27 protein-coding genes and 1 pseudogene are annotated in these 23,774 nt (G+C 66.1%); 12 read left to right on the plus strand and 16 right to left on the minus strand.

All coding sequences use genetic code 11. From position 1 onward, the window contains the following. Positions 1–177: 177 nt before the first annotated feature. Positions 178–2,142 (plus strand): LGFP repeat-containing protein, encoded by a 1,965-nt coding sequence (locus tag BST15_RS08175; RefSeq protein ID WP_234708186.1) that lies wholly within the window; start codon positions 178–180, stop codon positions 2,140–2,142. Between the two features lie 31 nt (positions 2,143–2,173). Here the strand turns inward: BST15_RS08175 and lexA are convergent, their stop codons facing one another. After that, positions 2,174–2,860: a transcriptional repressor LexA gene (gene lexA, locus BST15_RS08180; RefSeq protein ID WP_046187907.1), complete on the minus strand. Its 687-nt coding sequence runs from the start codon at positions 2,858–2,860 to the stop codon at positions 2,174–2,176. A 213-nt stretch (positions 2,861–3,073) separates the two neighbouring features. Between lexA and BST15_RS08185 the strand changes: the two genes are divergently transcribed. The 3 genes from BST15_RS08185 to BST15_RS08195 all read left to right on the plus strand — a co-directional run bounded on the left by BST15_RS08185 (position 3,074) and on the right by BST15_RS08195 (position 4,706). Then, entirely contained in the window at positions 3,074–3,574 is a 501-nt protein-coding gene (locus tag BST15_RS08185) for a LysM peptidoglycan-binding domain-containing protein (RefSeq protein WP_046187908.1), read from the plus strand. Between the two features lie 145 nt (positions 3,575–3,719). Further along, positions 3,720–4,184 (plus strand): transcriptional regulator NrdR, encoded by a 465-nt coding sequence (nrdR, locus tag BST15_RS08190; protein ID WP_046187909.1) that lies wholly within the window; start codon positions 3,720–3,722, stop codon positions 4,182–4,184. A 36-nt stretch (positions 4,185–4,220) separates the two neighbouring features. Further along, positions 4,221–4,706 carry a peroxynitrite isomerase gene (locus BST15_RS08195; RefSeq protein WP_046187910.1) on the plus strand — a complete coding sequence of 162 codons (486 nt, stop codon included), beginning with the start codon at positions 4,221–4,223 and terminating at the stop codon, positions 4,704–4,706. Between the two features lie 19 nt (positions 4,707–4,725). Here the strand turns inward: BST15_RS08195 and BST15_RS08200 are convergent, their stop codons facing one another. The 4 genes and pseudogenes from BST15_RS08200 to sthA all read right to left on the minus strand — a co-directional run bounded on the left by BST15_RS08200 (position 4,726) and on the right by sthA (position 8,542). Next, on the minus strand, positions 4,726–5,676 hold the full coding sequence (locus tag BST15_RS08200) for a PAC2 family protein (protein WP_083070895.1): 951 nt from the start codon (positions 5,674–5,676) through the stop codon (positions 4,726–4,728). Continuing rightward, positions 5,568–6,706, minus strand: a protein-coding gene (locus tag BST15_RS08205; protein WP_109370681.1) for an IS3 family transposase whose coding sequence is annotated in 2 segments (ribosomal slippage) — positions 5,568–6,436 and positions 6,436–6,706 — 1,140 coding nt in all. Because the reading frame shifts where the segments join, the coding sequence is not laid out codon by codon here. Before BST15_RS08205 ends, BST15_RS08200 begins: the two co-directional genes overlap by 109 nt. Before the next feature lie 80 nt (positions 6,707–6,786). Next, positions 6,787–6,954, minus strand: a pseudogene (locus BST15_RS21255) (PAC2 family protein); the annotation flags it as partial. A gap of 175 nt (positions 6,955–7,129) precedes the next feature. Next, positions 7,130–8,542: a Si-specific NAD(P)(+) transhydrogenase gene (gene sthA / locus BST15_RS08210; RefSeq protein ID WP_046187913.1), complete on the minus strand. Its 1,413-nt coding sequence runs from the start codon at positions 8,540–8,542 to the stop codon at positions 7,130–7,132. A 186-nt stretch (positions 8,543–8,728) separates the two neighbouring features. Here sthA and BST15_RS08215 point away from each other — a divergent pair, with 186 nt between their 5' ends. From BST15_RS08215 to BST15_RS08225, 3 genes are all read left to right on the plus strand, one after another. Next, complete coding sequence (locus BST15_RS08215; protein WP_046187914.1) at positions 8,729–9,364, plus strand: pyridoxamine 5'-phosphate oxidase family protein; 636 nt, start codon at positions 8,729–8,731, stop codon at positions 9,362–9,364. Positions 9,365–9,443: 79 nt separating this feature from the next. Next, positions 9,444–11,207 carry an MOSC and FAD-binding oxidoreductase domain-containing protein gene (locus tag BST15_RS08220; protein ID WP_046187915.1) on the plus strand — a complete coding sequence of 588 codons (1,764 nt, stop codon included), beginning with the start codon at positions 9,444–9,446 and terminating at the stop codon, positions 11,205–11,207. A 105-nt stretch (positions 11,208–11,312) separates the two neighbouring features. Next, positions 11,313–12,374 (plus strand): DUF4192 domain-containing protein, encoded by a 1,062-nt coding sequence (locus tag BST15_RS08225; protein ID WP_046187980.1) that lies wholly within the window; start codon positions 11,313–11,315, stop codon positions 12,372–12,374. 10 nt (positions 12,375–12,384) lie between these two features. On the opposite strand, the gene BST15_RS08230 is transcribed toward BST15_RS08225, so the two are convergent. From BST15_RS08230 to BST15_RS08240, 3 genes are all read right to left on the minus strand, one after another. Further along, entirely contained in the window at positions 12,385–13,077 is a 693-nt protein-coding gene (locus BST15_RS08230; protein ID WP_046187916.1) for an iron-dependent transcriptional repressor DtxR, read from the minus strand. Between the two features lie 134 nt (positions 13,078–13,211). Continuing rightward, entirely contained in the window at positions 13,212–14,177 is a 966-nt protein-coding gene (locus tag BST15_RS08235) for a sigma-70 family RNA polymerase sigma factor (RefSeq protein WP_046187917.1), read from the minus strand. A gap of 129 nt (positions 14,178–14,306) precedes the next feature. Beyond that, positions 14,307–14,741 carry a DUF3099 domain-containing protein gene (locus BST15_RS08240; protein ID WP_082104019.1) on the minus strand — a complete coding sequence of 145 codons (435 nt, stop codon included), beginning with the start codon at positions 14,739–14,741 and terminating at the stop codon, positions 14,307–14,309. 60 nt (positions 14,742–14,801) lie between these two features. Between BST15_RS08240 and BST15_RS08245 the strand changes: the two genes are divergently transcribed. After that, positions 14,802–15,047: a DUF3039 domain-containing protein gene (locus tag BST15_RS08245; protein WP_046187981.1), complete on the plus strand. Its 246-nt coding sequence runs from the start codon at positions 14,802–14,804 to the stop codon at positions 15,045–15,047. Here the strand turns inward: BST15_RS08245 and BST15_RS08250 are convergent. Next, on the minus strand, positions 15,034–15,981 hold the full coding sequence (locus tag BST15_RS08250) for a YihY/virulence factor BrkB family protein (RefSeq protein ID WP_046187919.1): 948 nt from the start codon (positions 15,979–15,981) through the stop codon (positions 15,034–15,036). The genes BST15_RS08245 and BST15_RS08250 overlap by 14 nt on opposite strands. Positions 15,982–16,056: 75 nt before the next feature. Continuing rightward, positions 16,057–16,251, minus strand: a complete 195-nt coding sequence (locus BST15_RS08255; RefSeq protein ID WP_046187920.1) for a DUF7455 domain-containing protein — start codon at positions 16,249–16,251, stop codon at positions 16,057–16,059. Positions 16,252–16,370: 119 nt separating this feature from the next. Here BST15_RS08255 and BST15_RS08260 point away from each other — a divergent pair, with 119 nt between their 5' ends. Next, entirely contained in the window at positions 16,371–16,724 is a 354-nt protein-coding gene (locus BST15_RS08260) for a DUF952 domain-containing protein (RefSeq protein ID WP_052751351.1), read from the plus strand. Here the strand turns inward: BST15_RS08260 and BST15_RS08265 are convergent. The 5 genes from BST15_RS08265 to cei form a co-directional block, all read right to left on the minus strand. After that, positions 16,675–16,962 (minus strand): hypothetical protein, encoded by a 288-nt coding sequence (locus BST15_RS08265; protein ID WP_046187921.1) that lies wholly within the window; start codon positions 16,960–16,962, stop codon positions 16,675–16,677. The genes BST15_RS08260 and BST15_RS08265 overlap by 50 nt on opposite strands. Before the next feature lie 38 nt (positions 16,963–17,000). Beyond that, entirely contained in the window at positions 17,001–18,083 is a 1,083-nt protein-coding gene (locus BST15_RS08270) for a methyltransferase (protein WP_046187922.1), read from the minus strand. 11 nt (positions 18,084–18,094) lie between these two features. Further along, a complete protein-coding gene (locus BST15_RS08275) occupies positions 18,095–19,609 on the minus strand; it encodes an RNA polymerase sigma factor (RefSeq protein WP_046187923.1) in 1,515 nt (504 codons plus the stop codon). Between the two features lie 186 nt (positions 19,610–19,795). Continuing rightward, entirely contained in the window at positions 19,796–20,605 is an 810-nt protein-coding gene (gene ppgK, locus BST15_RS08280) for a polyphosphate--glucose phosphotransferase (protein ID WP_046187924.1), read from the minus strand. A gap of 26 nt (positions 20,606–20,631) precedes the next feature. Further along, positions 20,632–21,282, minus strand: a complete 651-nt coding sequence (gene cei / locus BST15_RS08285; protein WP_046187925.1) for an envelope integrity protein Cei — start codon at positions 21,280–21,282, stop codon at positions 20,632–20,634. 179 nt (positions 21,283–21,461) lie between these two features. Between cei and BST15_RS08290 the strand changes: the two genes are divergently transcribed. Next, entirely contained in the window at positions 21,462–21,764 is a 303-nt protein-coding gene (locus BST15_RS08290) for a DUF4193 domain-containing protein (protein WP_013829371.1), read from the plus strand. A 19-nt stretch (positions 21,765–21,783) separates the two neighbouring features. Here the strand turns inward: BST15_RS08290 and BST15_RS08295 are convergent, their stop codons facing one another. After that, positions 21,784–22,269 carry a DUF3093 domain-containing protein gene (locus BST15_RS08295; RefSeq protein ID WP_046187926.1) on the minus strand — a complete coding sequence of 162 codons (486 nt, stop codon included), beginning with the start codon at positions 22,267–22,269 and terminating at the stop codon, positions 21,784–21,786. Between the two features lie 25 nt (positions 22,270–22,294). On the opposite strand from BST15_RS08295, the gene dut reads away from it, so the two are divergent. Together dut and BST15_RS08305 are read left to right on the plus strand one after the other, a co-directional pair. Further along, positions 22,295–22,759, plus strand: coding sequence for a dUTP diphosphatase (gene dut, locus BST15_RS08300; protein ID WP_046187927.1), 465 nt, complete (start codon positions 22,295–22,297; stop codon positions 22,757–22,759). Between the two features lie 36 nt (positions 22,760–22,795). Beyond that, the gene (locus tag BST15_RS08305) at positions 22,796–23,623 is read left to right on the plus strand and encodes a DUF3710 domain-containing protein (RefSeq protein ID WP_046187928.1); all 828 of its coding nucleotides are present in this window, start codon (positions 22,796–22,798) and stop codon (positions 23,621–23,623) included. The last annotated feature ends 151 nt before the right edge of the window (positions 23,624–23,774 follow it).

Raw genomic sequence — 23,774 nt, forward strand, 5'->3', positions numbered from 1 at the left:
TACCTGCACGTTTGGTAGCGCCCCTTGTTTTGATTTGCGCAGCGACTTTGGCATCATTTCAGCATCGGGTGGGTATCTGTTTCCGCAATATCGGTGACTTGGCTTCGAAACGCGGGCCGATTGCGGGAAAGTCTATGCCGGAAACATTTGCGTCGATAACGATGCCTGGGAGGGCTGGTGACTAGTCGGAAAGATCGGTTCGGCAAGACGGCGGTGCGCATGGCGCTCGGCCTCGCGGCGACGGTCACCGTGCTCTTGTCGGTGCAGACCGCCGCGGCGACGCCGGACAGCGATGCCCATGACGCCATCACCGCGGCGTGGCAGGCTGCCGGCGGTGACGGGTCGCCGTTGGGCGCGCCCAAGGGCGACGTGCACCCGGCCGGTGCTGGATTCGCGCAGGACTTCGCCGGTGGCACCGTCTTTTTCACCCCGGAGACCGGCGCCAGGGCGCTCTACGGTGCAATCCTGGACAAGTACGAGGCGCTGGGCGGCGCCGCAGACAACGGCCTCGGATTCCCCAGCAGTGACGAAGTGCCCGGGCTTGTCCCCGACAGCCGCGTGGCCATCCTTTCTGGCGCCGACAACCCGGTGATCTTCTGGACCCCTGAGCACGGAGCCCACGTGGTGCGCGGGCCTATCAACGCCGGCTGGGACAAGCTGGGCAGTTCCACTGGTGCGCTGGGCGTTCCGGTTGAGGACGAGAACTACGACGGCGCCGTGGTCACGCAGAAGTTCAGCGGTGGCGTGCTGTCGTTCGACAGTGCCACCCGTACCTTCACCACGATTCCGCCGGAGTTGGCGGCCCAGCTGGCCGACGTGGCAGCCCAAGTCGACCCGAGCGCGGCGATCGATCAGGCTTGGCGTACCGCAGGCGGCCCGGCGGGAGCGCTGGGCGCCAAGCAGGGCGACCAATACGCGATCGGCGAGAACGGTGGCGTGGGTCAAGACTTCGCCCACGGCAAGGTCTACTTCAGCCCGGTTACCGGAGCCAACATCGTCGACGGTGACGTGCTGACCAAGTACGAGTCGCTGGGTGGGCCCGCCGGTAGCGATTTGGGATTCCCGATCACCAGTACTGCCGACGGTGCGCTCAGCGGCAGTAGGTTCAACGCGTTTGCCGCCGAAGACGAGCCGGTGATCTTCTTCAGCCCCGACAACGGTGCCTACGTGGTGCGAGGCGCGATGAAGGAGGCCTGGGACAAGCTGGACGGGGCCACCGGAAAGCTCGGCGCCCCGGTGGGCGACGAGACTGTCGAAGGTGACGTCGTGTCGCAGAAGTTCACCGGCGGCTTGATCGCCTGGAACCAAGCCACGAACACGTTCAGCACGGAGCCGGCCGACTTGGCGCAATCGTTGTCGGGACTGCAGATTCCGGGCAAGAACCTGCCGGACGGCAGCAAGACCACCGCAGGTGGTACGGCCAAAGAGTCGCACTGGAATTGGGCATGGGTGCTGATCCCGGTGGTGGTGCTGGCGGTGCTGGGTGCGCTTGCCGGCGCGGCGATGTGGTGGCAGCGCCGTCGTCCTGCGCCGGTCCTGCAGGGCGCGCCGGTGGCCGTGCCCGCGCCGGTTGCCGACGACTATGACGAGGATGAGGAGCAGTGGGCTCATCACGATCGCAGAGACGAGCGTCGCGAGCACGAGGGCACCGTCCGGTTGCCGAGCCGCTACGGCACCCCGCAGTACGTTCCCGAGCCCGAGTTGCCGGTCTCCTCGATTCCGGATGCGCCGTGGTTGCACTACGGCGAGCACGAGAACGAGGCTGAGGCCGACGACGAGGACGACACCGACACCGCACCCACCCGGGTGGTCACCGAGGAAGATTTCGGTACCGGACGCCACGCCGTGGGGCACGGCGGCGGTGCGGTGGATCCGCGTTCCTTCGGCTCTGTGGCTGCACCGCGCAGATTCGGCGGCGGCACGGAGACCCGCACGTTCGGTCTCGACGAATCGGTGCACCCGGTGATGCATCTGCCGCTGGATGACCCCTACCAACAGCCGGCCGGTTATCCGATCAAGGCGAACATCGGCTCGGGCCTCTACTACACCCCGCAGAACGCGCTGTATGACGACACCCTCGCCGAGATCTGGTTCGCCACCGAGGATGCGGCGCGGCTCAACGGATTCACCCGGGCCGGCTGAGCCCGCCCGAGGGCGGGCGGGGCGCGACCGGTCAGAGCCTGCGGATGACGGTCACAACCTTGCCCAGCACCACTGCGTCATTGCCGGGGATCGGGTCGAAGATCGGGTTGTGCGGCATCAGCCAGACCTGACCGCCGGTGCGCTTGAAGGTCTTCACGGTGGCCTCGCCGTCGATCATGGCGGCCACGATGTCGCCGTTGTCGGCGACGTTCTGCTGGCGTACCACGACCCAGTCGCCGTCGCAGATGGCGGCGTCCACCATGGATTCGCCGACCACCTTGAGCAGGAACAGCTCACCCTCGCCCACCAGCTCACGGGGGAGCGGAAACACCTCTTCGACGGCCTCCTCGGCCAGGATCGGCCCACCGGCGGCGATCCGGCCCAGAACCGGAACGTACGTGGGTTCTGGCAGGGTGTCCGACCCGGCGAATTCTGTCCGCTGCGCGGCTTCGGTGGCGCCGGCCACGTCATCCTGGCTGCGAACATCGACAGCGCGGGGACGGTTGGGGTCACGGCGTAGATAGCCTTTGCGCTCGAGCGTCCGTAGCTGGTGTGCCACCGACGACGTCGAGGTCAATCCGACAGCATCGCCGATCTCGCGGATGCTCGGCGGGTATCCCCGCTCGTTCACCGAGGCACGGATGACGTTCAGGATCGTGCGTTGCCGCGCAGTCAGTGCTGAATCCGGGCCCGCCGCATTACTGGTGCTGTCACTCATGCGCCCGAATCTAGTCGCATATCTGCGATTAATCAAACATGTGTTCGAGGCGTGTCGCGCGGGCGTTCGAAGAGATCCGGGACTTGTCATACCCCTTCGCTAATGTTTTCGACAACGAATCGATCACATGTTCGGATATCGAACATACAATCGATTAGTATTCGAACAGTCGAGCGAACAGGGTCGCCGACGCCGAGTGAGGGAGAACCGCGCATGATGCTCATCGACACGATGGCTCCTACGTTCGAGCCGGCCGGGCAGGGCCAGCCGCGGGTGCACCGTGGTCCCCGGACATCAGGTCGCGCCCATCCTGTCCGCACGAGTCCGGCACGGCCGGTCCGGCCGCGGCCCGGCGGCGCCCCGCTGCGTCACCGCGGGTACGCGGTGGCCATGTCGCGGGCGCCGCACCGTCCGCGACCGGTGCAGGTGATCACCCCAGCGACGACGGTGGTGCTCGCTTTGATCGCCGCCGCAATCACCGTGTGGCTCGGTCTGATCGCCCAGTTCGGCGCAGCTGCGGCCGATGCCGCGGCCACGGTGCCCGACCAACTCGGCGTGGTGCGTGTCCAGAGCGGGGAGAGCCTGGCCCACCTGGCGGCCCGGGTCGCGCCGGACGCTCCCACGGCCCGGGTGATCGACCGCATTCGTGAGCTCAACGGCCTGGAGTCGGTCGCTCTGGACGCCGGCCAGACGCTGATCGCGCCGCTGGGCTGAGGGCGCGGTGTCGGCTCTACCGCCGTCTGCCGCCACTGCGGGGCGCTGGCGTGTGCGCGCACAGGTACGCTCGCAGATGTCCCAGCGGGCCACGGTTCCTCAGCTGACTGAGGTCCCGGGTTCCCGGCACGGCGAAGGAGCGGCAATGCACTGCCCGTTTTGTCGCCATCCGGACTCCCGGGTGGTGGATTCCCGCGAGACCGATGAGGGCCAGGCCATCCGCCGCCGTCGATCGTGTCCCGAATGCGGCCGTCGTTTCTCCACGGTGGAGACCGCGGTACTGGCGGTGGTCAAACGCAGCGGCGTCACCGAGCCGTTCAGCCGTGAGAAGGTCGTCAGCGGGGTGCGCCGGGCGTGCCAGGGCCGCCAAGTCGACGACGACGCACTGAACCTGCTGGCGCAGCAGGTGGAAGACGCTGTGCGGTCCGCAGGTTCGCCGGAGATCCCCAGTCATGAGGTCGGGCTGGCGATTCTGGGCCCGCTGCGCGAACTCGACGAGGTCGCCTATCTGAGGTTCGCTTCGGTCTATCGGTCCTTTTCGTCGGCAGCCGATTTCGAGCGTGAGATCGAGGCGCTGCGCGAGCATCGCCAGGTGCCCAGCTCGGGCTGATCCGACCGAGCCAACATCGGGCACTACGCTGGCCGAATGGCACCCGAGTTGCATCCCAATCTGGTGGAGCTGGCGCCGCTGCTGGGCACCTGGTCGGGTCGGGGATCCGGGGTGTATCCCACGATTCCGTCATTTGACTACCTCGAAGAGGTGGTCTTCTCCCACGTCGGCAAGCCGTTTCTGGTGTACGGCCAGAAGACCATGTCGCCCACCGATGGCCTTCCCCTGCACGCCGAAGCCGGCTACCTGCGTGTGCCTGCACCAGGCCGGATCGAGTGGGTGCTCGCCCACCCCAGCGGAATCACCGAGATCGAAGTCGGCAGCTACGCGTTGATCGGAGGCGCTGTGGAACTGCAGATGTCGGCGCCCACCATCGGCCTGACGCCGACGGCCAAAGAAGTGACCGTGCTGAGCCGCCATTATCGCCTGGTTGGCGACGAACTGTCCTACACACTGGACATGGCGGCGGTCGGCCAGCCTGCGCAGAACCACCTGAGTGCCACGCTATATCGGACGGGATGACGCCTTGGGGCGAGCGGTGTCAGTCGTCGCCGTCGAGGTTCTTTCTCGCCTCCTGGGCCAGGAAGCGCTCGAACTCGGCCCCGAGCTCGTCGGCGCTCGGCAGATCCTCGTCGCGAGACAGCAGTGAACGGTTCTGCTGGGCAGTCACGAACGCGTCGTACTGATGTTCCAGGGCCGTCACCACCTGCGCGACTTCGGCGCTTGCCTCAACCTGCTGGTCGATCTTTGCGCGAACTTCGGCCGCGGCGTCGCTGAGCTCGGTCAACGGGAACTCCAACGCACCAGACCGGGCGGCCTGCTTCAGTAGTGCCTCGGCGGCCTCCGGGTAGTCCGTCTGGGCGACGTAATGCGGCACATGCACCGTGAACCCGAGCACCTCGTGCCCGTGTTGCGCCATCCGGTACTCCAGCAGGTTGGACGCGCTGCCCGGAACCTGGACTTCGGTGATCCACGGGGTGAATTCGCTGATCAGCTCGCGATTGTTGGAATGGGCGGTGAGTGTCGCCGGCCGCGTGTGCGGAACAGCCATCGGGATGGTGCCCAACCCAATGGTGCGGCGCACACCAAGCTGCTCGGCCAACAGCCGGACCGCCGTGATGAATCGTTCCCACTTCAGGTCGGGTTCCATCCCCGCGAGCAGCAGAAACGGGGTACCGGCACTGTCGCGCAAAGCGTGCAGACTGAGTTCCGGCTCGGCGTAGTGGGTGAAGTGGTCGGCCTTGAAGGTCATCAGCGGGCGCCGTGACCGATAATCCAGCAGATCGTCGATCGCAAACGATGCCACCAGTTCGCTGTCCAGCGTGCTCTTGAGGTGCCCCGCCGCCAGTCGAATTGAGGGGGACCCGGTTTCTGGTCCAGTCGCTATGCGGCTTGGGGTTGGTGGGTCGTGGTCCACTGTAGGGCGAACTCGGTCGGGGTGAGTCCGTGGTGGGCCGAATGGGGCCGGTTGGCGTTGTAGTCGATCCTCCAGTCTTCGATGAGCACCTGGGCTTCCAGGAGCGAGTCGAAGCGCCACGAGTTGAGCAGTTCGTCGCGCAGGCGGCCGTTGAAGGATTCGATCCAGGCGTTCTGCCAGGGTGATCCGGGGTCGATGAACAATGAGCCGGTGCCGTTGAACCGGCACCAGTCGTTGACGGCGTGGGCGACGAACTCGGGTCCGTTGTCGAACCGCACGTAGTGCGGTGCCCCGTGCTGTGCGGCCAGGCGGTCGAGAACGTCGACCACGCCGTCGGCGTTGATGGCCCGATCGACGTGGGTCGCCAAGGCTTCGCGGGTGAACTCGTCGATGACGTTGAGCATCTTGAGTGTGCGCCCATCGGCGGTGGTATCGAACTGAAAGTCCATCGCCCAGATCGCGTTCGGCCGGATCGGGCACATCGCCCCGACCGCGGTCCCGATGCCGGTCAGCCGTTTCTTCCTGCGGCGCTGCGGAACCCGCAGGCCCTCCTCGCGCCACAGGCGACGGATGCGCTTGTTGTTGACCGCCCAGCCTGCTCGCCGTGCCGCGATGGCTGCGCGTCGCCAGCCCCATCGGGGCCGGTCGGTGGAGAATGTCCGCAGCCAGGCCCGCAGCTCGGCTTCGGCATCGCTGGTCGGTGTCGGCTGCAACCGCATCGTGGAGCGGTGGATGCCGACCACCGTGCAGGCTCGACGCTCAGAGACCCCGAACCGCTCACGCAGCATCGCCACGGCACTGCGCTTGCGGTTCGGGCCTAGAAGTTTCCCGACGAGATCTCCTTGAGCATGTCGATGTCGAGGGCCTGGTTGGCGACCAGCTTCTTCAGGCGGGCGTTCTCGGCCTCGAGTTCCTTGAGGCGTTTGGCGTCGCTGGCCTTCATGCCGCCGTACTGGGCCACCCAGCGATGCCACGTCGACTCGGTGATCTCCAGGTGCCGACACACCTCGGCCAGCTCCTGGCCGGCCCCGAGGAGCTTGTTGCCCTCGGCGAGCTTGCGGATGATCTGATCCGGCGTATGCCGCCGGCGCTTCTTGGCTGCCATGTCGTTGCCGATTCTTCCTGTCCGAACACCGGGTATCAGAGTCGCACAACGACTGGACCATTACGGCGGGCTCACCTCAGAATCGCGTGACCGGCATCGGAGAAACCTTCCAGGGCGTGGATCAAGACCGGACCCTCGCCGTCCGCCGACATCAGCTGTGGCGCCGGTACCTCCAGCTCGTACATGCCGCTCTTCTCGGGCTGGTAGTGCCGGCCCCGATCGGGTCCGTTGTCCGGGTGGTCGGCCATCGCGTTCGCCTCCTCGTCATGCAGATCGCAGTGCAGATCGCATCGTCTAGTTTCCCCCACTGGGGCCCGCACCGAAAAGCGGTGCGCGCATGTGTGGGACAACGTAGCTGCTCGTACGCGCATTCCTCGGCCACCGCCGTGTTCGCCCTGCGATGAACAGGGCGCCGCGGCTACCTCAGCTGCGGAATTGCTGCAGCGCGCGCATTTTATTCATCACGTCCAATGCGGCGTTCTTATAGGCCTCGGAGAAGGTCGGGTAGTTGAATACCGCGTCTACCAGGTATTCCACGCTGCCGCCGCACCCCATCACGGCCTGGCCGATGTGCACCATCTCGGTGGCGTTGGTTCCGAAGATATGCACGCCGAGCAGCTTGAGGTCGGTCGTTGACACCAACAGCTTGAGCATCCCGTAGGAGTCGCCGGCGATCTGGCCGCGGGCCAACTCCCGATAGCGGGCCACTCCGACCTCGTAGGGGATGGCGTTACGGGTCAATTCCAGTTCGGTAGCTCCGACGTAGGACACCTCGGGGATCGAGTAGATCCCGATCGGCTGAAGCTCAGTGATCCCCTCGGTGGGCTCGCCGAAGGCGTGGTAGGCAGCCAGTCGGCCCTGCTCCATCGAGGTGGCCGCCAGCGCTGGAAAGCCGATCACGTCGCCGACGGCGTAGATGTGCTTGACCGACGTCTGAAACGTCTCGTCAACCACAATGCGTCCTCGCTGGTCGGTTGCCAGCCCGGCCTTGGCAAGATCGAGGTGGTCGGTGTGGCCTTGGCGCCCAGCCGAATACATCACTGTCTCGGCCGGAATCTGTTTGCCACTGGCCAAGGTGGTCACGGTGCCGTTCGGGCTGACATCCACGGCGGTCACCTCCTCGCCGAACCGGAAGGTGACGGCAAGGTCGCGCAGGTGAAAGCGCAGCGCCTCAACGACTTCCGGATCGCAGAACTCCAGCATCGAGTCGCGCTTCTCCACCACTGTTACCCGGGTGCCCAGGGCCGCGAACATCGAGGCGTACTCGATCCCGATCACGCCGGCGCCGACGACCACCATCGAGGCCGGGATGAAGCGCAGGTCGAGGATCCCGTCGGAGTCCAGCACCCTTTCTTCATCGAAGGTGACACCGGCGGGACGGACGGGTTTGGTTCCGGTGGCGATAACGATGTAATCGCTCGTGAGGGTGGTGGTCTCGGCGCCGTGTCCGTCGACCACGATCGTGTGCGGGTTGACGAATCGGCCGTGGCCGAGGAGGAGGTCGACGCGGTTGCGCATCAACTGGCTGCGCACCACCTCGATCTCCTTTCCGATGACATGTTGGGTGCGTGCGAGCAGGTCGGCCGGAGTGATCTTGTCTTTGACCCGATAACTGGCGCCGTAGAGGTCGCGCTGGTTCATTCCGGTGAGGTAGATCACCGCCTCGCGCAGCGTCTTGGAGGGAATGGTGCCGGTGTTGACGCAGACTCCGCCGATCATCCGGCCGCGTTCGACTACCGCCACCGACTTACCCAATTTGGCCGATGCGATTGCGGCCTTCTGGCCACCTGGACCTGAGCCGATCACGATGATGTCGTATTCCCGCTTCGAATCCATGACACAGACAATTACGCCCCTTCGCGGGGTTGTGCATCTTGAACACACACTGTTAACAGTTCCTGGTCGCTTTCCGCAGCTACCCTGGGGCTGAGGTGATCTGGTTCGTGGATGCGGACTACCGGCTTTCTCTCACGCAGCGTCCGGTCGGCGGATAACTTCGGTAGCGACTGAAGGAGTACCCCGGTGAGCAAGCACTACGGCACCATCGCCTTCACTGAGGCAGTCCGCGGCGTCCAGCGTGTCCAGGGCAGCAACGCCTTCTACGAGCGCAAGCGCGTGCAGGGTGCGGCCGTACCCGGTAGTGACCCGCTCACCGACGTGGAGAAGGCCTATCTTGCTGAGCGGGACAGCTTCTACCTGGCAACGGTCAGCGAAACGGGCTGGCCGTATGTGCAATTTCGTGGCGGACTAACCGGATTCCTCCGCGTTATCGACGATCACACCATCGGGTGGGCGGATTTCCGCGGCAATCTCCAATACATCAGTACCGGCAACGCCACCGGCGAGAGTCGGGTCGCTCTCATCGTCATGGACTATCCCCATCATCGGCGGTTGAAGATCTACGGTCACGCCCGCATCATCACCGCGGAGCAGGACCCGACTCTGGTAGCAAGTCTGTCCGACCCCGCCTATGACGCAGTGATCGAGCGGGCAGTCGTGATCGCCGTCGAGGCATATGACTGGAACTGCCCGCAACACATCCCGGCGCGGTTCACCGTGGCGGAACTGGAGGCACATCTGGCTCCGTTGCGCGAACAGCTCGCCGAGCTGCAGGCCGAGAACGCCGAGCTGCGCAGCATGCTGCACCAGGCCGAGTAGATAGATTGTGGCCCAACGTCATTCACCAGGTGTAGCCGGAGGTCGCGCGGCAGGTCGTTGACAGGCGAAAGGATGGGCGATGGCCATACTGGCATCGGTCAACGTCGGAATGCCGCGTGATGTCACGTGGAACCGCCGTACCGTCTATACCGGCGCATGGAAGCAACCGGTTTCCGGACCCCGGATGGTTCGTCGGCTCAACGTGGATGGCGACGGCCAGGGTGACCTCGCCGGACACGGCGGGGAGAACCGTGCGGTTCTGGTGTACCAGGTCGATTCCTATCAGCACTGGGCTCGGGTTCTTGATCGACAGGATCTGGCGCCGGGACTGTTGGGGGAGAACCTCACCGTCGACGGACTGCCCGATGACCAGGTATGCATCGGTGACCGATTCCAGATCGGGCAGGCAGTCTTGGAAGTGACCCAGCCTCGGGTCACCTGCTATCGCGCCGGGATGCGCATCGGCGAACCGCGGATGGCGGCCTTGATGGTGGAACATGGCCGGCCTGGGTTCTACTGCCGGGTGATCGAGGAAGGTGAAGTGGAGTCCGGCCAGGAAGTCATCAAGGTCAGCGCTGGGCCGGAGCAGATTTCAGTGGCCGAGATCGACGCATTGCTCTACCTGCCCGGACATCCCCGTGACGTGCTGCGGCGGGCGCTGCGCATCCCGGCGCTCAGCCCCGGCTGGAAGCAGTCCCTGCAGGCGCTGTCGAATCGGCCTCAGCAGCAGAAGGGTTCGGCAGGCAACGTCGGTCTGACGGCGACTGCGGCTGCCCCGCCGCCGGCGTGGGCTGGGTTTCGGCGGCTACGCGTCAGTGCGGTCCACGACGAAAGCCGGCACGTTCGATCGATCTCGTTGGCCGACCCGGATGGCGCGCGCTTGCCGGAATGGCTTCCGGGTCAGTCGATCACTGTACGGCTGCATATCCAGGGCAGCGATGCTGTGCTGGTCCGCAACTACTCGCTGTCGAACCGGCCCGGGTCGGCGGACTACCGGATCAGCGTCAAGCTTGAGCCGCATGGATTGGCCAGCAGTCACCTGCACGCTCACGCTCACCCCGGCGACCTCATCGAGGTGGCTGCACCCCGAGGCGTCTTCTTCCTGGGCGAAGCGGCGTCACCACTGATCTTGGTCTCGGCCGGAGTGGGGGCGACTCCGGTGCTTTCGATGCTGCACCGGCTCGTCGCGACGGGCTCCAAGCGGGAGACCTGGTGGTTGTATGGCGCCCGCAATGGGCGCGAGCACCCGTTCGCCGCGGAGAGTCGCCGTCTGCTGGAGCAATTACCGGTCAGTCATTCGCACATCTTCTACAGTCGTCCAACTTCGCAAGACCGACATGGCGTCGACTTCACCGAGCAGGGCCGGCTATCTGTCTCAGCGATCAGCGGACTTGGTCTGCCACGCGACGCGGACGTCTATCTATGCGGACCTGCGGGTTTCATGAACGACGTCACAGCGGGCCTGGTGGCTTCCGGGCTGGATCCCGCACGGGTGCACTACGAAATCTTCGGCGCTGCAGCATCTCTCACACCTGGCATCGCAGCGACGCCGATCGCCCCACACCTTCCTGCGGGGGTCCCCGGTCCCGGTCCCGACATTCATTTCGCCCGCAGTGGGCTCTCGGCGCCTTGGGGGCCACCCAGCACCACCCTGCTCGAGTTCGCCGAAGCCTGCGATATCTCCACCCGGTGGTCGTGCCGTACCGGGGTGTGCCATAACTGCGAGACGGCCTTGCTGTCGGGGGCAGTCGAATACGATCCGCAGCCCCTGGAACCGCCCGCCGAGGGCAACATCTTGATCTGTTGCTCACGGCCCCGAGGACCAGTCGTGATTGACCTCTGACGGTCTAGGCCCGTCTATTCACAATCACCGGTTCATCCCCAGCCGGGCAGTCGGGGACGCCCAGGCGCGCTCTCGGTGACGGGGGTGATGGTCAACGTGGTGGCCATGACAACCACGCAACCGGAATTCACTCTCAATCGGCCAGGATCCCTCATCGCGGCACTCCCGGCCATCTTGGGCTTCGTCCCGGAGAAATCGCTGATCCTGGTGGCGGTCGACGGCGGTGAACTGGGCTCGGTACTGCGGGTCGACCTTGCCGATGCGCTTGTCGACATCGCCGGGCGCCTTGCCGAGGTGGCTGCGGCCGCCGCCCCGGCAGCGGCCATCGCGGTGATCGTCGACGCCCAGGGTGCGCGCTGTCCGGTCTGCAACGACCAACACCGTCGGCTGGTCGCCGCACTGTGCGAGGAGTTGTCAGCGCGCGACATCATGCTGCTGAGCGCCCACGTGGTTGACCGGATCGCCGCCGGAGGACGGTGGCAATGCGCAGACGGGTGCGGTGCGGGCGGTCGGGTCGATGACCCGGACGCGTCACCGCTGGCGGCCGCCGCAGTGCTGGAGGGCAGGCGACTCTATGCCCGCCGGGCGGATCTGCAGGCGGTGATCGCCCCGGGCGAAGCCGCGCGTTGCGCCGCGGTGGCCGCGGTGATCGACGATGCCGTGGCGCATCGCCGGTCTGAGGGCACGGACACCCGCGATCGGGCCCGCCGCGACGTTGAGCAGGCGCTGGCCGCCGTCGGCGCGCTTGTCGACGGACGCGAACCGACGGACATCGAGCTGGCCTGGATCGGATGCTCGTTGACCGACGTATACGTCCGGGACACGTTGTGCGCGTTAGCGATAGGAGAACATGCTGTGGCAGCTGAAATGCTCTGGTCGGAACTTGCCCGGGCCCTGCCACCGCCGTGGCGGGAAGAGGCGCTCGTCCTGCTGGCGTTCAGCGCCTACGCGCGTGGCGACGGTCCGCTGGCCGGCGTAGCGCTGGAGGCCGCATTGCGCGGCAGGCCGGAGCATCGGATGGCCGGCCTACTCGACACCGCGTTGCAGTCGGGGCTGCGGCCCGAACGGATCCGTGGGCTGGCCGACACCGGGTATCGGCTGGCGCAGCAGATGGGGGTTCGACTACCTGGGCGGCAGAGTCAGGGGCTGGGGCGACGGGCCGGGTGAGGCGGCGTGTTCACACCTTCTGGACCTTCACCGCGTGCGCCATTTCGTAGGGCAGGCTCACGTCAGCGTGTCCGGGAATCACGATGGTTACGCCGTCATCACCGTCGGCCTGCACGGTCACCCGGGCGTTGGGCACCACACCGGCCTCCTTGAGCCGGGTGATCAGGTCGATGTCGCCCTGGACGTGTTCGGTCAGCTGGCGAACGACGACCGCGACGGGGGAGCCGGCCGGCAACTCCGTCAGCCGTACCAGATCGGAATCCCAGCCGCCGGCGTCCGCGCCGAAGCCGAGGTCGGGCAGACCAGGAATGGGGTTGCCGAAAGGCGACGTCGTCGGGTTGTCGAGAACCTGAACCAGGCGCCGTTCGACGTCTTCGCTCATCACGTGTTCCCAGCGGCAGGCCTCAGCGTGCACTTCTTCGAGGGGCAGGCCGATAACGTCGACCAGCAGGCGCTCGGCCAGCCGATGCTTGCGCATCACCGAGACCGCCAGCGTGCGTCCCTTTTCGGTGAGTTCCAGGTGCCGGTCGCCGGCCACCTTCAACAGGCCGTCGCGCTCCATCCGAGATACCGTCTGGCTGACAGTTGGGCCACTTTGTTCCAGCCGCTCGGCTATCCGCGCCCGCAGCGGGGTGACACCCTCTTCCTCAAGGTCGTAGATCGTCCTGAGGTACATCTCGGTGGTATCAACCAAGTCATTCATTCGGCACCTTCCGTCGCAGCTGAGTCTACTTCGCAAGCCAAGGACACGGTGAGAGCGACGTACGGACGACGCAACTCCGGCGGGCCACCGAGATCGGCGGCCCGCCGGAGCGGAACTGGCGGCCCTGGGCCGGGTCAGCTGGCGTAGGAGCGCAGCCGATCGGCGCGCTCGCCGTGGCGCAGCTTGGCCATGACCTCGCGTTCGATCTGGCGGACCCGCTCCCGGGACAGGCCGAACAGCTTGCCGATCTGGTCCAACGTGCGCGGCTGGCCGTCATCCAGGCCGAATCGCAGGCGGATCACCTGGTGCTCACGCTCGTCCAGGGTTGCCAACACACTGCGGATATCGGTGTGCAGCAGCTCGGAGATCACCGCGTTCTCCGCGGACATCGCCTCAGAGTCCTCGATGAAGTCGCCCAAGGGCGCCTCCTCGTCGGAGCCGACCGGCATGTCGAGGCTGACCGGGTCACGGCTGTGCTCCAACAGATCGCTGATCTTCTCCGCTGGGATACCTGACTCTGCGGCCAACTCTTCATCAGTGGCTTCGCGCCCCAGCTGCTGGTGCATCTCACGCTTGATCCGTGCCAGCTTGTTGACCTGCTCGACCAGGTGGACAGGAAGCCTGATGGTGCGGCTCTGGTCTGCCATGCCGCGAGTGATCGCCTGGCGAATCCACCAGGTTGCGTAGGTGGAGAATTTGAAGCCCTTGGCATAGTCGAACTTCTCCATGGCGCGGATCAGTCCGAGATTGCCCTCCTGAATCAGATCCAGCAAGGGCATGCCGCGGCCGGTGTAGCGCTTGGCCAGTGAAACCACCAGGCGAAGGTTTGCCTCGAGCAGGTGCCGGCGGGCGGCTTCACCGTCGCGTACCACCTCCGCCAATTCACGTTTGCGCTTCTCGCCGAAGCGCTTGCGGGTGTCGAGTAGGTGCTGAGCGTACAAGCCGGCTTCGATCCGCTTGGCGAGCTCCACCTCGTCGGCGGCGTTGAGCAAGGCCGTCTTGCCGATACCGTTGAGGTACACACGCACCAAGTCGGCGGCTGGGCTCTGTGAGTCCAGGTCACCGTCGATCCGGCTGGTGGTGGCGTCTGCCTTTGCCATTGCGGGCCTCCCGTTGATCGGCTTCAGCTGTCACACGTGTTAACGCGGAACACGGGTGCAGAGTTCCCGGCCGATCGCATTTCCACACCACCTGACGTGCGGAAATACGGCGATGACTTTGAGAATGTGCTAAGAACCTGTACCGTACGGCGCTTCGCCGCCGGTCTCACCGCCCGATTTGGGGGATTCCGGGTGCTTCGGCCTTTCCAGGGCGGGCCTGGTGCCGGTGGGGAACAGGGGAGTGCGAGTGGGGGCCGCTTCGTAACGGCGGGGTTCCTCGGCGCTACGCGGCGGCCGATCGTTGGCGATCAGCACCGCCATCCATGGCAGCGGTATCGAGGCGACCAGGATCAGGACCGAGATCAGACCGTTGTGCCACATCCCGTAGGCGATCGCAGCAAGAATCAGCGCAGGCACCCGAAACGCCATCAGTGTCAGATACTTGCGTACCCGCTCGCGGTGCTGTTGTTCGAAGGACGGAGCGGCCGCGGTGATCAAGACCGGCCGACCCTCGTCGTCGAACCCCAGCTCCGGGCCGTGCCTCATCACTCCACTGTCCCACATGCCTGCTTCGATGGCACGAGGGGTTTTGGATCACCTCCGGTTCTGGGCACAATGGTGACCATGGGCACAGAGACCGACACCCTTGAGCGCACCGATTCCGAGGAACGCGTCGACGACGGGAACGATGGCGACACCCCGAAGCACTTCCACTACGTCAAGAAGGACAAGATCGCCGAGAGCGCGGTCATGGGTACGCACGTGGTGGCGCTGTGCGGGGAGGTCTTTCCCGTCACCAAGTCGGCCAAGCCGGGCTCGCCGGTCTGCCCGGACTGCAAGCGGATCTACGCGACCCTCAAACAGGCTTGACCGTATCGGTGTTATCGCCGGCCTGACCGGCCCGCGAGACCACCCAGGTCCGCAACTGGTGCAGATGCGTGGACTGCGCCGGCCATTCCTCTTGGACGGCGGCATTCAGCTCAGCACCCAGCATGATGGCGAATCCGAGCAGGAACGCGAACAGTAGGAAAGCGATCGGCGTTGCCAACGCACCGTAGGTGTAGCCGGTACTGGTGATGTAGCGCAGGTAGATCCGCAGCCCCATAGTCGCCACCACGAACACCGTGGTGGCCAGCAGGGCGCCGAACACCAGGCGGTGTGACGGCAGTGGCTTGGGCAGCGACACCCGGTAGAGGACGGTCACGGCCAGCCACAGGCCCAGCACGAGGGCCGGGTAATAGCCGAACCGCAATACATCTGTCCACTGCGCCGGGAGGCGCTCGGCCACCGCATGCGGTCCCAGCGCCGCCAGAGGCGCAGTCGCCACCGCGATCATCAGCATCGCGACATACAGACCCAGGGCGAAGAAGCGTTGTCGCACCGGATGCCGCAGTGGGGTCTGATCGTGGGCCTCGACCACCGAATCGACAAAGGCCGAGATTGCCGAAGACCCGGCCCACAGCGAGATCACAAAACCCAGCGAGACCACCTCGCCTCTGGCGTTGGCCACGATGTCGCGCACGGTCGGCTCGATGATCTCCACCACGACGTTCTTGGAGAAGAAGCTGCTGGCCATGCCGATCAGCCGGTCCTGGATGGTCGCCAGAGTGTCCGGTCCGAATAGTGGCGCCACGTAGGACAGACTGCCCAACATTCCCAGCAGCAACGGCGGCAGCGACAACACCGACCAGAAGCCCGCCTGCGCCGACTCGGCGAAGATCGAGTCGTCCCAGCTCTTCGTCAAGGTCCGCCGTGCAATACGCAGCAGGTGATGACGGGAGGCTTTGGGGATCTGGTCACTCATGACCAACCCAGCATTCCTGACAAGCGCTGCTATCGCACAATCGGCGCAGCCGGGCGTGTTGCGTCTGGTTCCCGGTTACGCCTCAGTCGACGCACTGACCTGAATCACGGCGGCCAGCTCGATCAGCTTGGCCTCGTGTTCGTTGGCGTGGTGCTGGCAGAAGAGAAGTTCGGCTCCGGAGGGCAGTGTGGCGCGTACCCGAGCGGCTGCGCCGCACCGGTCGCATCGATCAGCCCGAGTGAGTTCAGGACTGGTCAGAGTCGCGTTCATGGGCTCCTCCGTTCTCGCGGTTGTCGTCAAGTGTGTCAGACGCTGGGGAGTTCGGCGTTGTTCCCCGCTTCGGCTGTGTCGTGTCTCACCCCGGAAACCCGTGCGGCAGGATCGGTGCCATGAAGCCCGCCGAGATCTTCGTGCACCTCTGTAGCGTCGGCGACTGGGCCCAGGCGCAGGCGTCTGGCGCGCTGCGTCCGGAGTCGTTGGACAGTGTCGGGTTCGTTCATCTGTCGACTCCGCAGCAGGTTCACCTGCCCGCAAATCGTCTCTATCGAGGGCGTACGGATCTGGTGTTGCTGCAGGTCGATCCGGTCAGAGTCGGCGCGCCGGTGCGTTGGGAGCCGGGTGTCCCCGGCGATCCGGAGGCGATGCTGTTTCCCCATCTGTACGGGCCCTTGCCCGTCGAAGCGGTGGTCGGTGTCAGCGAGTATCGGCCTGGCCCGGACGGTGATTTCGGCTCGCCCGATTGAGGTTGATCGGGGTGGTCGGCTTGGCCGCCGATGCCCGGGTCAGTTCGCTACGGGCGAACGTCGTCTGCGCCCTGTTGATCAGCACTGCGGGCACCTTCGGCCAGGCGCCGGCCACGGCGTTGATCGCTTCGAGGACAGCGGGATTGAGGTCGGCCTCGGGCGGAACCCGGTGGCCATGGGTGGCGGCACGCTTGAGCAGCGCGGCGAAAGTCTGAGGCGACGCGTCATCCGGCGGCATGCTCGGCGATCCTACGCCGAGCATGCCGGGACCGGCTTTCAGACAGCCCGGGCTTCGACGATCGCCAGCGGGCTGGTGGTGGGGACCACCCGCACCAGTTCGAATCCAGCTTTGGACAGCAGCTCTGCGTACTGGCGCCGGGTCCGCTCCTGCCCGCCCGCGGCAACCAACATCTCGAGGTCGAGTACCAGGCCAAGATGCGGGGGCGCTCCTTCGGGCAGCACCATCTCGAACAGCAGTACCTTGCCGCCGGGCGCGATGGCGGTGCGGACATTGCGCAGGATCTCCAGAGACTGTTCGTCGTCCCAGTCATGGATGACCGTCTTGAGCAGATAGGTGTCGCCGCCGGCGGGGACGGACTCGAAAAACGATCCACCGCGGACCTCGCAGCGCGCTGTCACCCCGGCTGCGGCCATGGCCGCACCGGAGCCGGCCACCACTTGGGGCAGGTCGAACAGCACGCCGCGGGCCTGAGGGGCCGCACGCAGCACCTCCGCAAGCAGCGCGCCGTGGCCGCCGCCCACGTCCACGATCAGCTTGCTGCGGCTGAAATCGTATGCCGGGACGGCGCTTTCGATGGCAACCGCAGAAGCCCCGGTCATGGCACGGTTGAAGACCTGAGCCAATTCCGGGTCGGTGTCCAGGTAGTCAAAGATGGGCATGCCGCGAACTTTGCCGACGGCGGTCTCGCCGGTCCGCACGGAGTGCTCCAGATGTGACCAGTGTTCCCGGTGGGCTGGGTCACCGATGAACGCGATCATCGGTGCCACGCTGCCCGGATTGTCCGAGAGCAGCGTCCGTCCCAGCCGGGTCAGGCCGAAGCGGCCGTCACGGCCAAGGGTGAACACCGACTGGCTGGCCAGAGCGCGCATCAGGCGATAGGTGGCGCCCGGGTGGGTGTTCACCCGCTGGGCGACCTGTTCGGCGGTCAGGGGTCCGTCGCGGAGCGCGTCGGCGATGCCCAGCCGTACCGCGGCAGCCAGCGCCTGTCCCACCCAGGGGCCGAACGCCAGTTCCAGGACGGCGACCGAAGCGGGGACCGTGGCCTGGCGGAGACGCTGCAGGCCGCCGCGAAACGCGTTGACCGCGTTGAGCACCGCTGCCGGAGGAGTTGGGGCCATGTCCGTGGGGGCTAGTCGAGGTAGTCCCGCAAGACCTGAGACCGGCTGGGATGCCGAAGTTTCGACATCGTCTTGGACTCGATCTGGCGGATGCGCTCGCGGGTGACGCCGTATACCTGGCCGATCTCGTCCAGAGTGCGGGGCTGCCCGTCCGTGAGGCCGAACCGCAGTCGCACCACGCCGGCTTCACGCTCGGACAGCGTCTCCAGCACCGACTGCAGCTGGTCTTGGAGCAGCGTGAACGACACGGCGTCGACGGCGACCACAGCTTCGCTGTCTTCGATGAAGTCGCCGAGCTGAGAGTCGCCTTCGTCGCCGATGGTCTGGTCCAGCGAGATCGGCTCCCGGGCGTACTGCTGGATCTCCAGCACCTTCTCCGGGGTGATGTCCATCTCCCGGGCCAATTCCTCGGGTGTGGGCTCGCGGCCCAGGTCTTGGAGCAGCTCGCGCTGAATGCGGCCGAGCTTGTTGATCACTTCGACCATGTGGACCGGGATACGGATGGTCCGAGCCTGGTCTGCCATGGCGCGGGTGATGGCCTGGCGGATCCACCAGGTGGCATAGGTGGAGAACTTGTAGCCCTTGGTGTAGTCGAACTTCTCCACCGCGCGGATCAGACCCAGGTTGCCCTCCTGGATCAGGTCCAGGAACGCCATCCCGCGGCCGGTGTAGCGCTTGGCCAGCGACACCACCAGACGCAGGTTGGCCTCCAGCAGGTGATTCTTGGCCCGGTCGCCGTCACGGCAGATCCACGCCATGTCGCGGCGATACGCGACGGCCAGCTTCTCGCCCTTCTCGGCGTGCTCGGCCATTTTCTGGGTGGCGAACAGTCCGGCTTCGATGCGCTTGGCCAGCTCGACTTCCTCTTCGGCGTTGAGCAGTGCCACCTTGCCGATCTGTTTGAGGTACGCGCGCACCGAGTCGGCTGAGGCGGTGAGCTCGGCGTCCTTGCGGGCTTGCCGCAGAGCCTCGGACTCCTCTTCGTCCCAGACGAAGTCGCCGGAGGCCTTGTCCTTCTCGCTGGGCTCGGTGATTTCGTCGTCGTCGCCGGATTCCTCGGCAGAGTCCGCCGCTGGAGTCGATGCGGTGTCGTCGCTGGACTCGGCGTCGTCGTCATCGAGGTCGTCCAGGCTCAGATCGGCCTCGTCGATGTCCTCGGCGCCGGGCTCACCGTCCAGTTCGACGTCGGTCTCGAGGTCCTCGGGTGCCAAGTCGCCATCGGCGTTCTTGGCGCTCGCCTTGGTGGCCTTGGCGGCCTTCTTCGCCGGAGCCCGCGTCGATCGGGCCGTGGGCTTGGCGTCGCCATCGGCGGCCCCGCGGGTGGCGGTCCGTGCCGTCGACTTGGTCGCCTTCTTGGCGGGTGCTGCCTTGGTTGCCTTGGCTGCGGCCCGCTTGGCCGGTGCCGCAGCAGCGGCCTTCGCGGGGGCCTTGGCGGGTGCCTTCGCGGCGGCTTTGGCGGGTGCCTTCGCGGCGCTGCCCTTTGCGGGCTCCTCAGTCGCCGTTTGTGCTGCCTTGCTCGCTGCCACGTCACGCCCTTCGGTCGGACTGAACTTTCGGTTGCAGCGTCGTGCGCAACCGAAAGTATCGGGTATGTCGAATGTCGGCTCTATTTCAGTTGGTGATCAACTGGGATAGTCGCCGCTATCGGTTAGGCGGCCGCCGTCGACCATTGTAACGACAGGGGAGGGCGGCGATCGTCGAGCGGGCGTTATTCAGCGGGTCATGTCGCCCGAGGATGCCATCGCAGCCCCGACGATCCCCGCGCTGTTCTGCAAAGTCGCGGCGACCACCGGCGTGCGGTTGCCCAGTAGCGGCACCCACCGCTCGGCTTTACGGCTGATGCCACCGCCGACGATGATCAGATCCGGGCACAGCGCGTCTTCGACCGCCATCAGCACCATGGTCACCTGCGTGGCCCACTTCTCCATGGACCAGTTCTTGCGTTCCTTGACCGACGCCGCAGCTCGATGTTCGGCCTCTTTGCCGCCCACTTCGATATGCCCGAGTTCGGTGTTGGGCAAGAGCTTGCCGTTGTGGATCACTGCCGAGCCGATCCCGGTGCCGAAGGTCAACAACACCACCACGCCTGGCATGTTCTTGCCGGCGCCGAAACGTGCCTCGGCGAGCCCTGCCGCATCGGCGTCGTTGAGGATGGTGATGGCCTGGCCGGGGAGTTCGGCGGCGATCGCCTCCTGGGCGTTCAGCCCGATCCAGGATTTGTCGACATTGGCCGCCGTGCGTACGACCCCGTCGACCACCACGCCCGGGTAAGTGACGCCCAGCGGGCCCGTCCAGCCGAAATCGTGAACCACGGCCGCGACGGTTTGAGCCACCAGCACCGGTGTTGCAGGGCTCGGTGTGGGCAGCTTGAACCGTTCACCGATCAGGGCGCCGGTGTCGAGATCCACGACACCGCCCTTGATGCCGCTGCCGCCGACGTCGATGCCGAAGCCGCGTCGCTGACGCCCTGCGCTCACCACCGGGGGCTCACTCGGGGACTGAGCGGGGTCGGTGCCGGTCATCGGATCTCCTTCTGGCGGATCGGTGGTCAGCAGGTGCCGGAATGGATTTTTGTCAGCAGCGCAGGATCGGGCAGGCCGGTGGCGTCGGGGCGAAGACCGGCCAACGCGGATTCGATGTCGTCGCTGTGGGACAGGCTGACGAAATCGCCACCGACCGCCAGATCCACCGAGTCGTCGGCGCGGTCGTCGCGAAACAGCTCCGTGCACGGCGCCACCAGCCAGAGTGCTGCCGCCGCGGCTTGCCCTGCCGGCCCGAACCGGATCTGGCCCTGACAGTCGAGCCGGTCGTCGGCGTAGATCGGGTCGTTGGCGGCCGTCGGCTGGGGGAAGCCGTCGTCGCGCAGCGCATCGGCGACGTCGGCGGCTTGACCCGCCCTGCCGCTGGCGTTGAGGACGCGCGCCTTGACGTCGGCGAGCTTGGCCGGTGTGGTGCTGATCATCGCGCTTCGCGGGACCTGGGTGCCCAGTCTGGGTTGGTCCGGCTCGGCAGGGACCGGCGGGGCGTTGCACGCGGCGACCTCGTGGACATCGGCCGGACGCGTGAGGGCCACCGCCCATGCCACGGCGGTCAACAGCACCAGGGACGCCAGGCCGTAGGCGGCCGGACGATTGTTGCGTCGCCGGAACGGCCGACCGTGCTTGTCGAACTCGGTACCGGAAGTGATTTGCGCGACCACGTACGCACTCTAGAGGGCGCCGGCGCGAGCGATGACCGTGGTCAGGAATACAATGTGACGCAAATCACACTTGATCGGGGTGAAATCCGGGCACGAATCATTTGGTGGATGCGTTCGACGCTGGTACAAAGCTCGCGCAGGCTTTCGAGGGGACTCGAGGGGACTTGAGGGGAGAAACCATGGCTACCGATTACGACGCCCCGCGGCGCACCGAGACCGACGACGTTTCCGAGGATTCGTTGGAGGAGCTCAAGGCGCGGCGTAACGAGGCGCAATCCGCCGTGGTCGACGTGGATGAGTCCGAGTCGGCCGAGTCGTTCGAGTTGCCGGGCGCTGACCTCTCGGGCGAAGAACTCTCGGTACGGGTCGTTCCCAAGCAGGCCGATGAATTCACCTGCTCGAGCTGCTTCCTGGTGCAGCACCGCAGCCGTCTGGCCAGTGAAAAGAACGGTGTGATGATCTGCACCGACTGCGCGGCCTGACGCGCCCCTTCCCGCTTCGTCAGTTCTGCAGTGCCGCCAGCATCCGTTGGGGCTGGCGGCAACTCACCAGCCAGTACGGTGTCGGGTCGTCGGGGTCGTCGAGCACGACCAGGAGCATGGGTCCCACCCAGGCGCGGTGCACGACGTACGCCGCCGGATCGAGTTGGCGGCCCAACGCCGCGGATTTGGCCGACCGGGGGACTTCGGCGCAGCGTGCGATCGCACTGGTGGGCAGGTGCGCGTCGCCGACCCACAGCTGCTTCTCTCCGCCGTTGTCGACGACCCGCACCCGAATTCGCCCCAGCCAGAGCAATGCGCCGACGGTGATCGCGAAGAACACCGCGAAAGGCAGCCAGTCAGGCAAGGTGCGCAAGCCGAGCCGGACTTCGTACGCCATCAGTCCGTTGCCGGCGAATCCCAAGGGCCACCACCACCACGGCACCCATAGCTGCTCGCTGTACTGCACAGTTTGCGATGCTCGATGGTTCAGGCGCGATCCCGACATCCGGCTAAGAGTAGTCTTGCGCCTCGTGTCGCCCAGTCTCGCGGTTGTTCGCCTGGATCCGGATCTGCCCCTGCCGAGCCGGGCGCATGCCGGCGATGCCGGTGTCGACCTCTACAGCTCGGTAGATGTCGTGCTGGACCCCGGTCAGCGTGCCTTGGTGCCCACCGGCATTGCCGTGGCAATCCCGTTCGGCATGGTCGGCTTGATTCATCCGCGATCGGGTCTGGCTGCGCGGGTGGGGCTTTCGATTGTCAACAGTCCCGGAACCGTGGACGCGGGCTATCGTGGTGAGATCAAGGTCTCATTAATCAATCTCGACCCGGCAACCCCGATCGAGATCAACCGGGGGGACCGGATCGCGCAGTTGCTGGTGCAGCGGGTCGAGCTTCCGGAGCTGGTAGAGGTGGCTTCGTTCGACGAGGCCGGACTGGAGCCGACGACGCGTGGCTCCGGCGGACACGGGTCCTCGGGTGGACACGCAAGTTTGTGATGGCTTGTGACGACGTGATGAAGGTAGGCGGCAGGGATGGCATTCGGTAGGGGTAAAGGCAAGCGCGCGGCCGACGAGCCGACGAGCGCAGCGCCGGAAGCCTCGGGCCAGTCGGAGGAATTCGACTCGGAAGTGACAGAGGAGCTCGAGGGTCCCTTCGATATCGAGGATTTCGACGACCCCGAGGCTGCGGCGACGGCCCGCCTCGACTTGGGCTCGGTGCTGGTGCCGATGCCGGCCGGAGCGCAGGTTCAGGTCGAGCTGAGCGAGGCGGGGGTGCCCAGTGCGGTGTGGCTCGTCACGCCGCATGGCCGGTTCAACATCGCCGCCTACGCGGCTCCCAAGTCGGCAGGGCTGTGGCGGGAGGTGGCTTCGGAGCTGGCCGATGCGCTGCGCAGGGACAATGCGAACGTCGGCATCATCGACGGACCTTGGGGCCGCGAGGTGCTCGGCGTGGCCGCCGGTGCGGTGCGGTTCATCGGGATCGACGGCTACCGCTGGATGGTCCGCTGCGTCATCAATGGGCGACCCGAGAGCATGGAGGCGCTGTCGCAGATGGCGCGGCAGGTGTTGGCAGATACCGTCGTCCGGCGCGGCGACACTCCGTTGCCGGTGCGTACCCCCTTGCCTGTTCGACTGCCCGAGCCGATGGCTCAGCAGTTGCGGGCGGCTGCGGAACAACAGGCCGCGGCCCAGCAGGCCGCTGCCGAGCAGGCCGCGGTCCAGCAGGCTGCCGCGCTGCAGGACGCTGCCATGCTCGGCGGCGGGGGAGACGCACCGCCCGCGCCGCCTACGGCACCGGCGGCTCGCCGCAGCGTCGAGGGATCGGCGATGCAGCAGCTGCGCACTATCACCGGCGGTTAGCGAGGCTCGACGGAGGAGAGCCGAAGCTGGGCCGCCGTTTGGACCCGGCGGTTAGCGAGGCTCGACGGAGGAGAGCCGAAGCTGGGCCGCCGTTTGGACCCGGCGGTTAGCGAGGCTCGACGGAGGAGAGCCGAAGCTGGGCCGCCGTTTG

The sequence above is a fragment of the Mycolicibacter arupensis genome (genome assembly GCF_002086515.1).
Classification (GTDB): Bacteria; Actinomycetota; Actinomycetes; order Mycobacteriales; family Mycobacteriaceae; genus Mycobacterium; species Mycobacterium arupense.

What these genes read in the sequence shown, in the direction of transcription:
- lexA (WP_046187907.1), bottom strand. Translation starts at nt 2,860, where the DNA reads ATGAGTGACAGCACCAGTAATGCGGCGGGCCCGGATTCAGCACTGACT.
- BST15_RS08185 (WP_046187908.1), top strand. Translation starts at nt 3,074, where the DNA reads ATGATGCTCATCGACACGATGGCTCCTACGTTCGAGCCGGCCGGGCAG.
- nrdR (WP_046187909.1), top strand. Translation starts at nt 3,720, where the DNA reads ATGCACTGCCCGTTTTGTCGCCATCCGGACTCCCGGGTGGTGGATTCC.
- BST15_RS08195 (WP_046187910.1), top strand. Translation starts at nt 4,221, where the DNA reads ATGGCACCCGAGTTGCATCCCAATCTGGTGGAGCTGGCGCCGCTGCTG.
- sthA (WP_046187913.1), bottom strand. Translation starts at nt 8,542, where the DNA reads ATGGATTCGAAGCGGGAATACGACATCATCGTGATCGGCTCAGGTCCA.
- BST15_RS08220 (WP_046187915.1), top strand. Translation starts at nt 9,444, where the DNA reads ATGGCCATACTGGCATCGGTCAACGTCGGAATGCCGCGTGATGTCACG.
- BST15_RS08225 (WP_046187980.1), top strand. Translation starts at nt 11,313, where the DNA reads ATGACAACCACGCAACCGGAATTCACTCTCAATCGGCCAGGATCCCTC.
- BST15_RS08230 (WP_046187916.1), bottom strand. Translation starts at nt 13,077, where the DNA reads ATGAATGACTTGGTTGATACCACCGAGATGTACCTCAGGACGATCTAC.
- BST15_RS08235 (WP_046187917.1), bottom strand. Translation starts at nt 14,177, where the DNA reads ATGGCAAAGGCAGACGCCACCACCAGCCGGATCGACGGTGACCTGGAC.
- BST15_RS08240 (WP_082104019.1), bottom strand. Translation starts at nt 14,741, where the DNA reads ATGTGGGACAGTGGAGTGATGAGGCACGGCCCGGAGCTGGGGTTCGAC.
- BST15_RS08245 (WP_046187981.1), top strand. Translation starts at nt 14,802, where the DNA reads ATGGGCACAGAGACCGACACCCTTGAGCGCACCGATTCCGAGGAACGC.
- BST15_RS08250 (WP_046187919.1), bottom strand. Translation starts at nt 15,981, where the DNA reads ATGAGTGACCAGATCCCCAAAGCCTCCCGTCATCACCTGCTGCGTATT.
- BST15_RS08255 (WP_046187920.1), bottom strand. Translation starts at nt 16,251, where the DNA reads ATGAACGCGACTCTGACCAGTCCTGAACTCACTCGGGCTGATCGATGC.
- BST15_RS08260 (WP_052751351.1), top strand. Translation starts at nt 16,371, where the DNA reads ATGAAGCCCGCCGAGATCTTCGTGCACCTCTGTAGCGTCGGCGACTGG.
- BST15_RS08265 (WP_046187921.1), bottom strand. Translation starts at nt 16,962, where the DNA reads ATGCCGCCGGATGACGCGTCGCCTCAGACTTTCGCCGCGCTGCTCAAG.
- BST15_RS08270 (WP_046187922.1), bottom strand. Translation starts at nt 18,083, where the DNA reads ATGGCCCCAACTCCTCCGGCAGCGGTGCTCAACGCGGTCAACGCGTTT.
- ppgK (WP_046187924.1), bottom strand. Translation starts at nt 20,605, where the DNA reads ATGACCGGCACCGACCCCGCTCAGTCCCCGAGTGAGCCCCCGGTGGTG.
- BST15_RS08290 (WP_013829371.1), top strand. Translation starts at nt 21,462, where the DNA reads ATGGCTACCGATTACGACGCCCCGCGGCGCACCGAGACCGACGACGTT.
- BST15_RS08295 (WP_046187926.1), bottom strand. Translation starts at nt 22,269, where the DNA reads ATGTCGGGATCGCGCCTGAACCATCGAGCATCGCAAACTGTGCAGTAC.
- BST15_RS08305 (WP_046187928.1), top strand. Translation starts at nt 22,796, where the DNA reads ATGGCATTCGGTAGGGGTAAAGGCAAGCGCGCGGCCGACGAGCCGACG.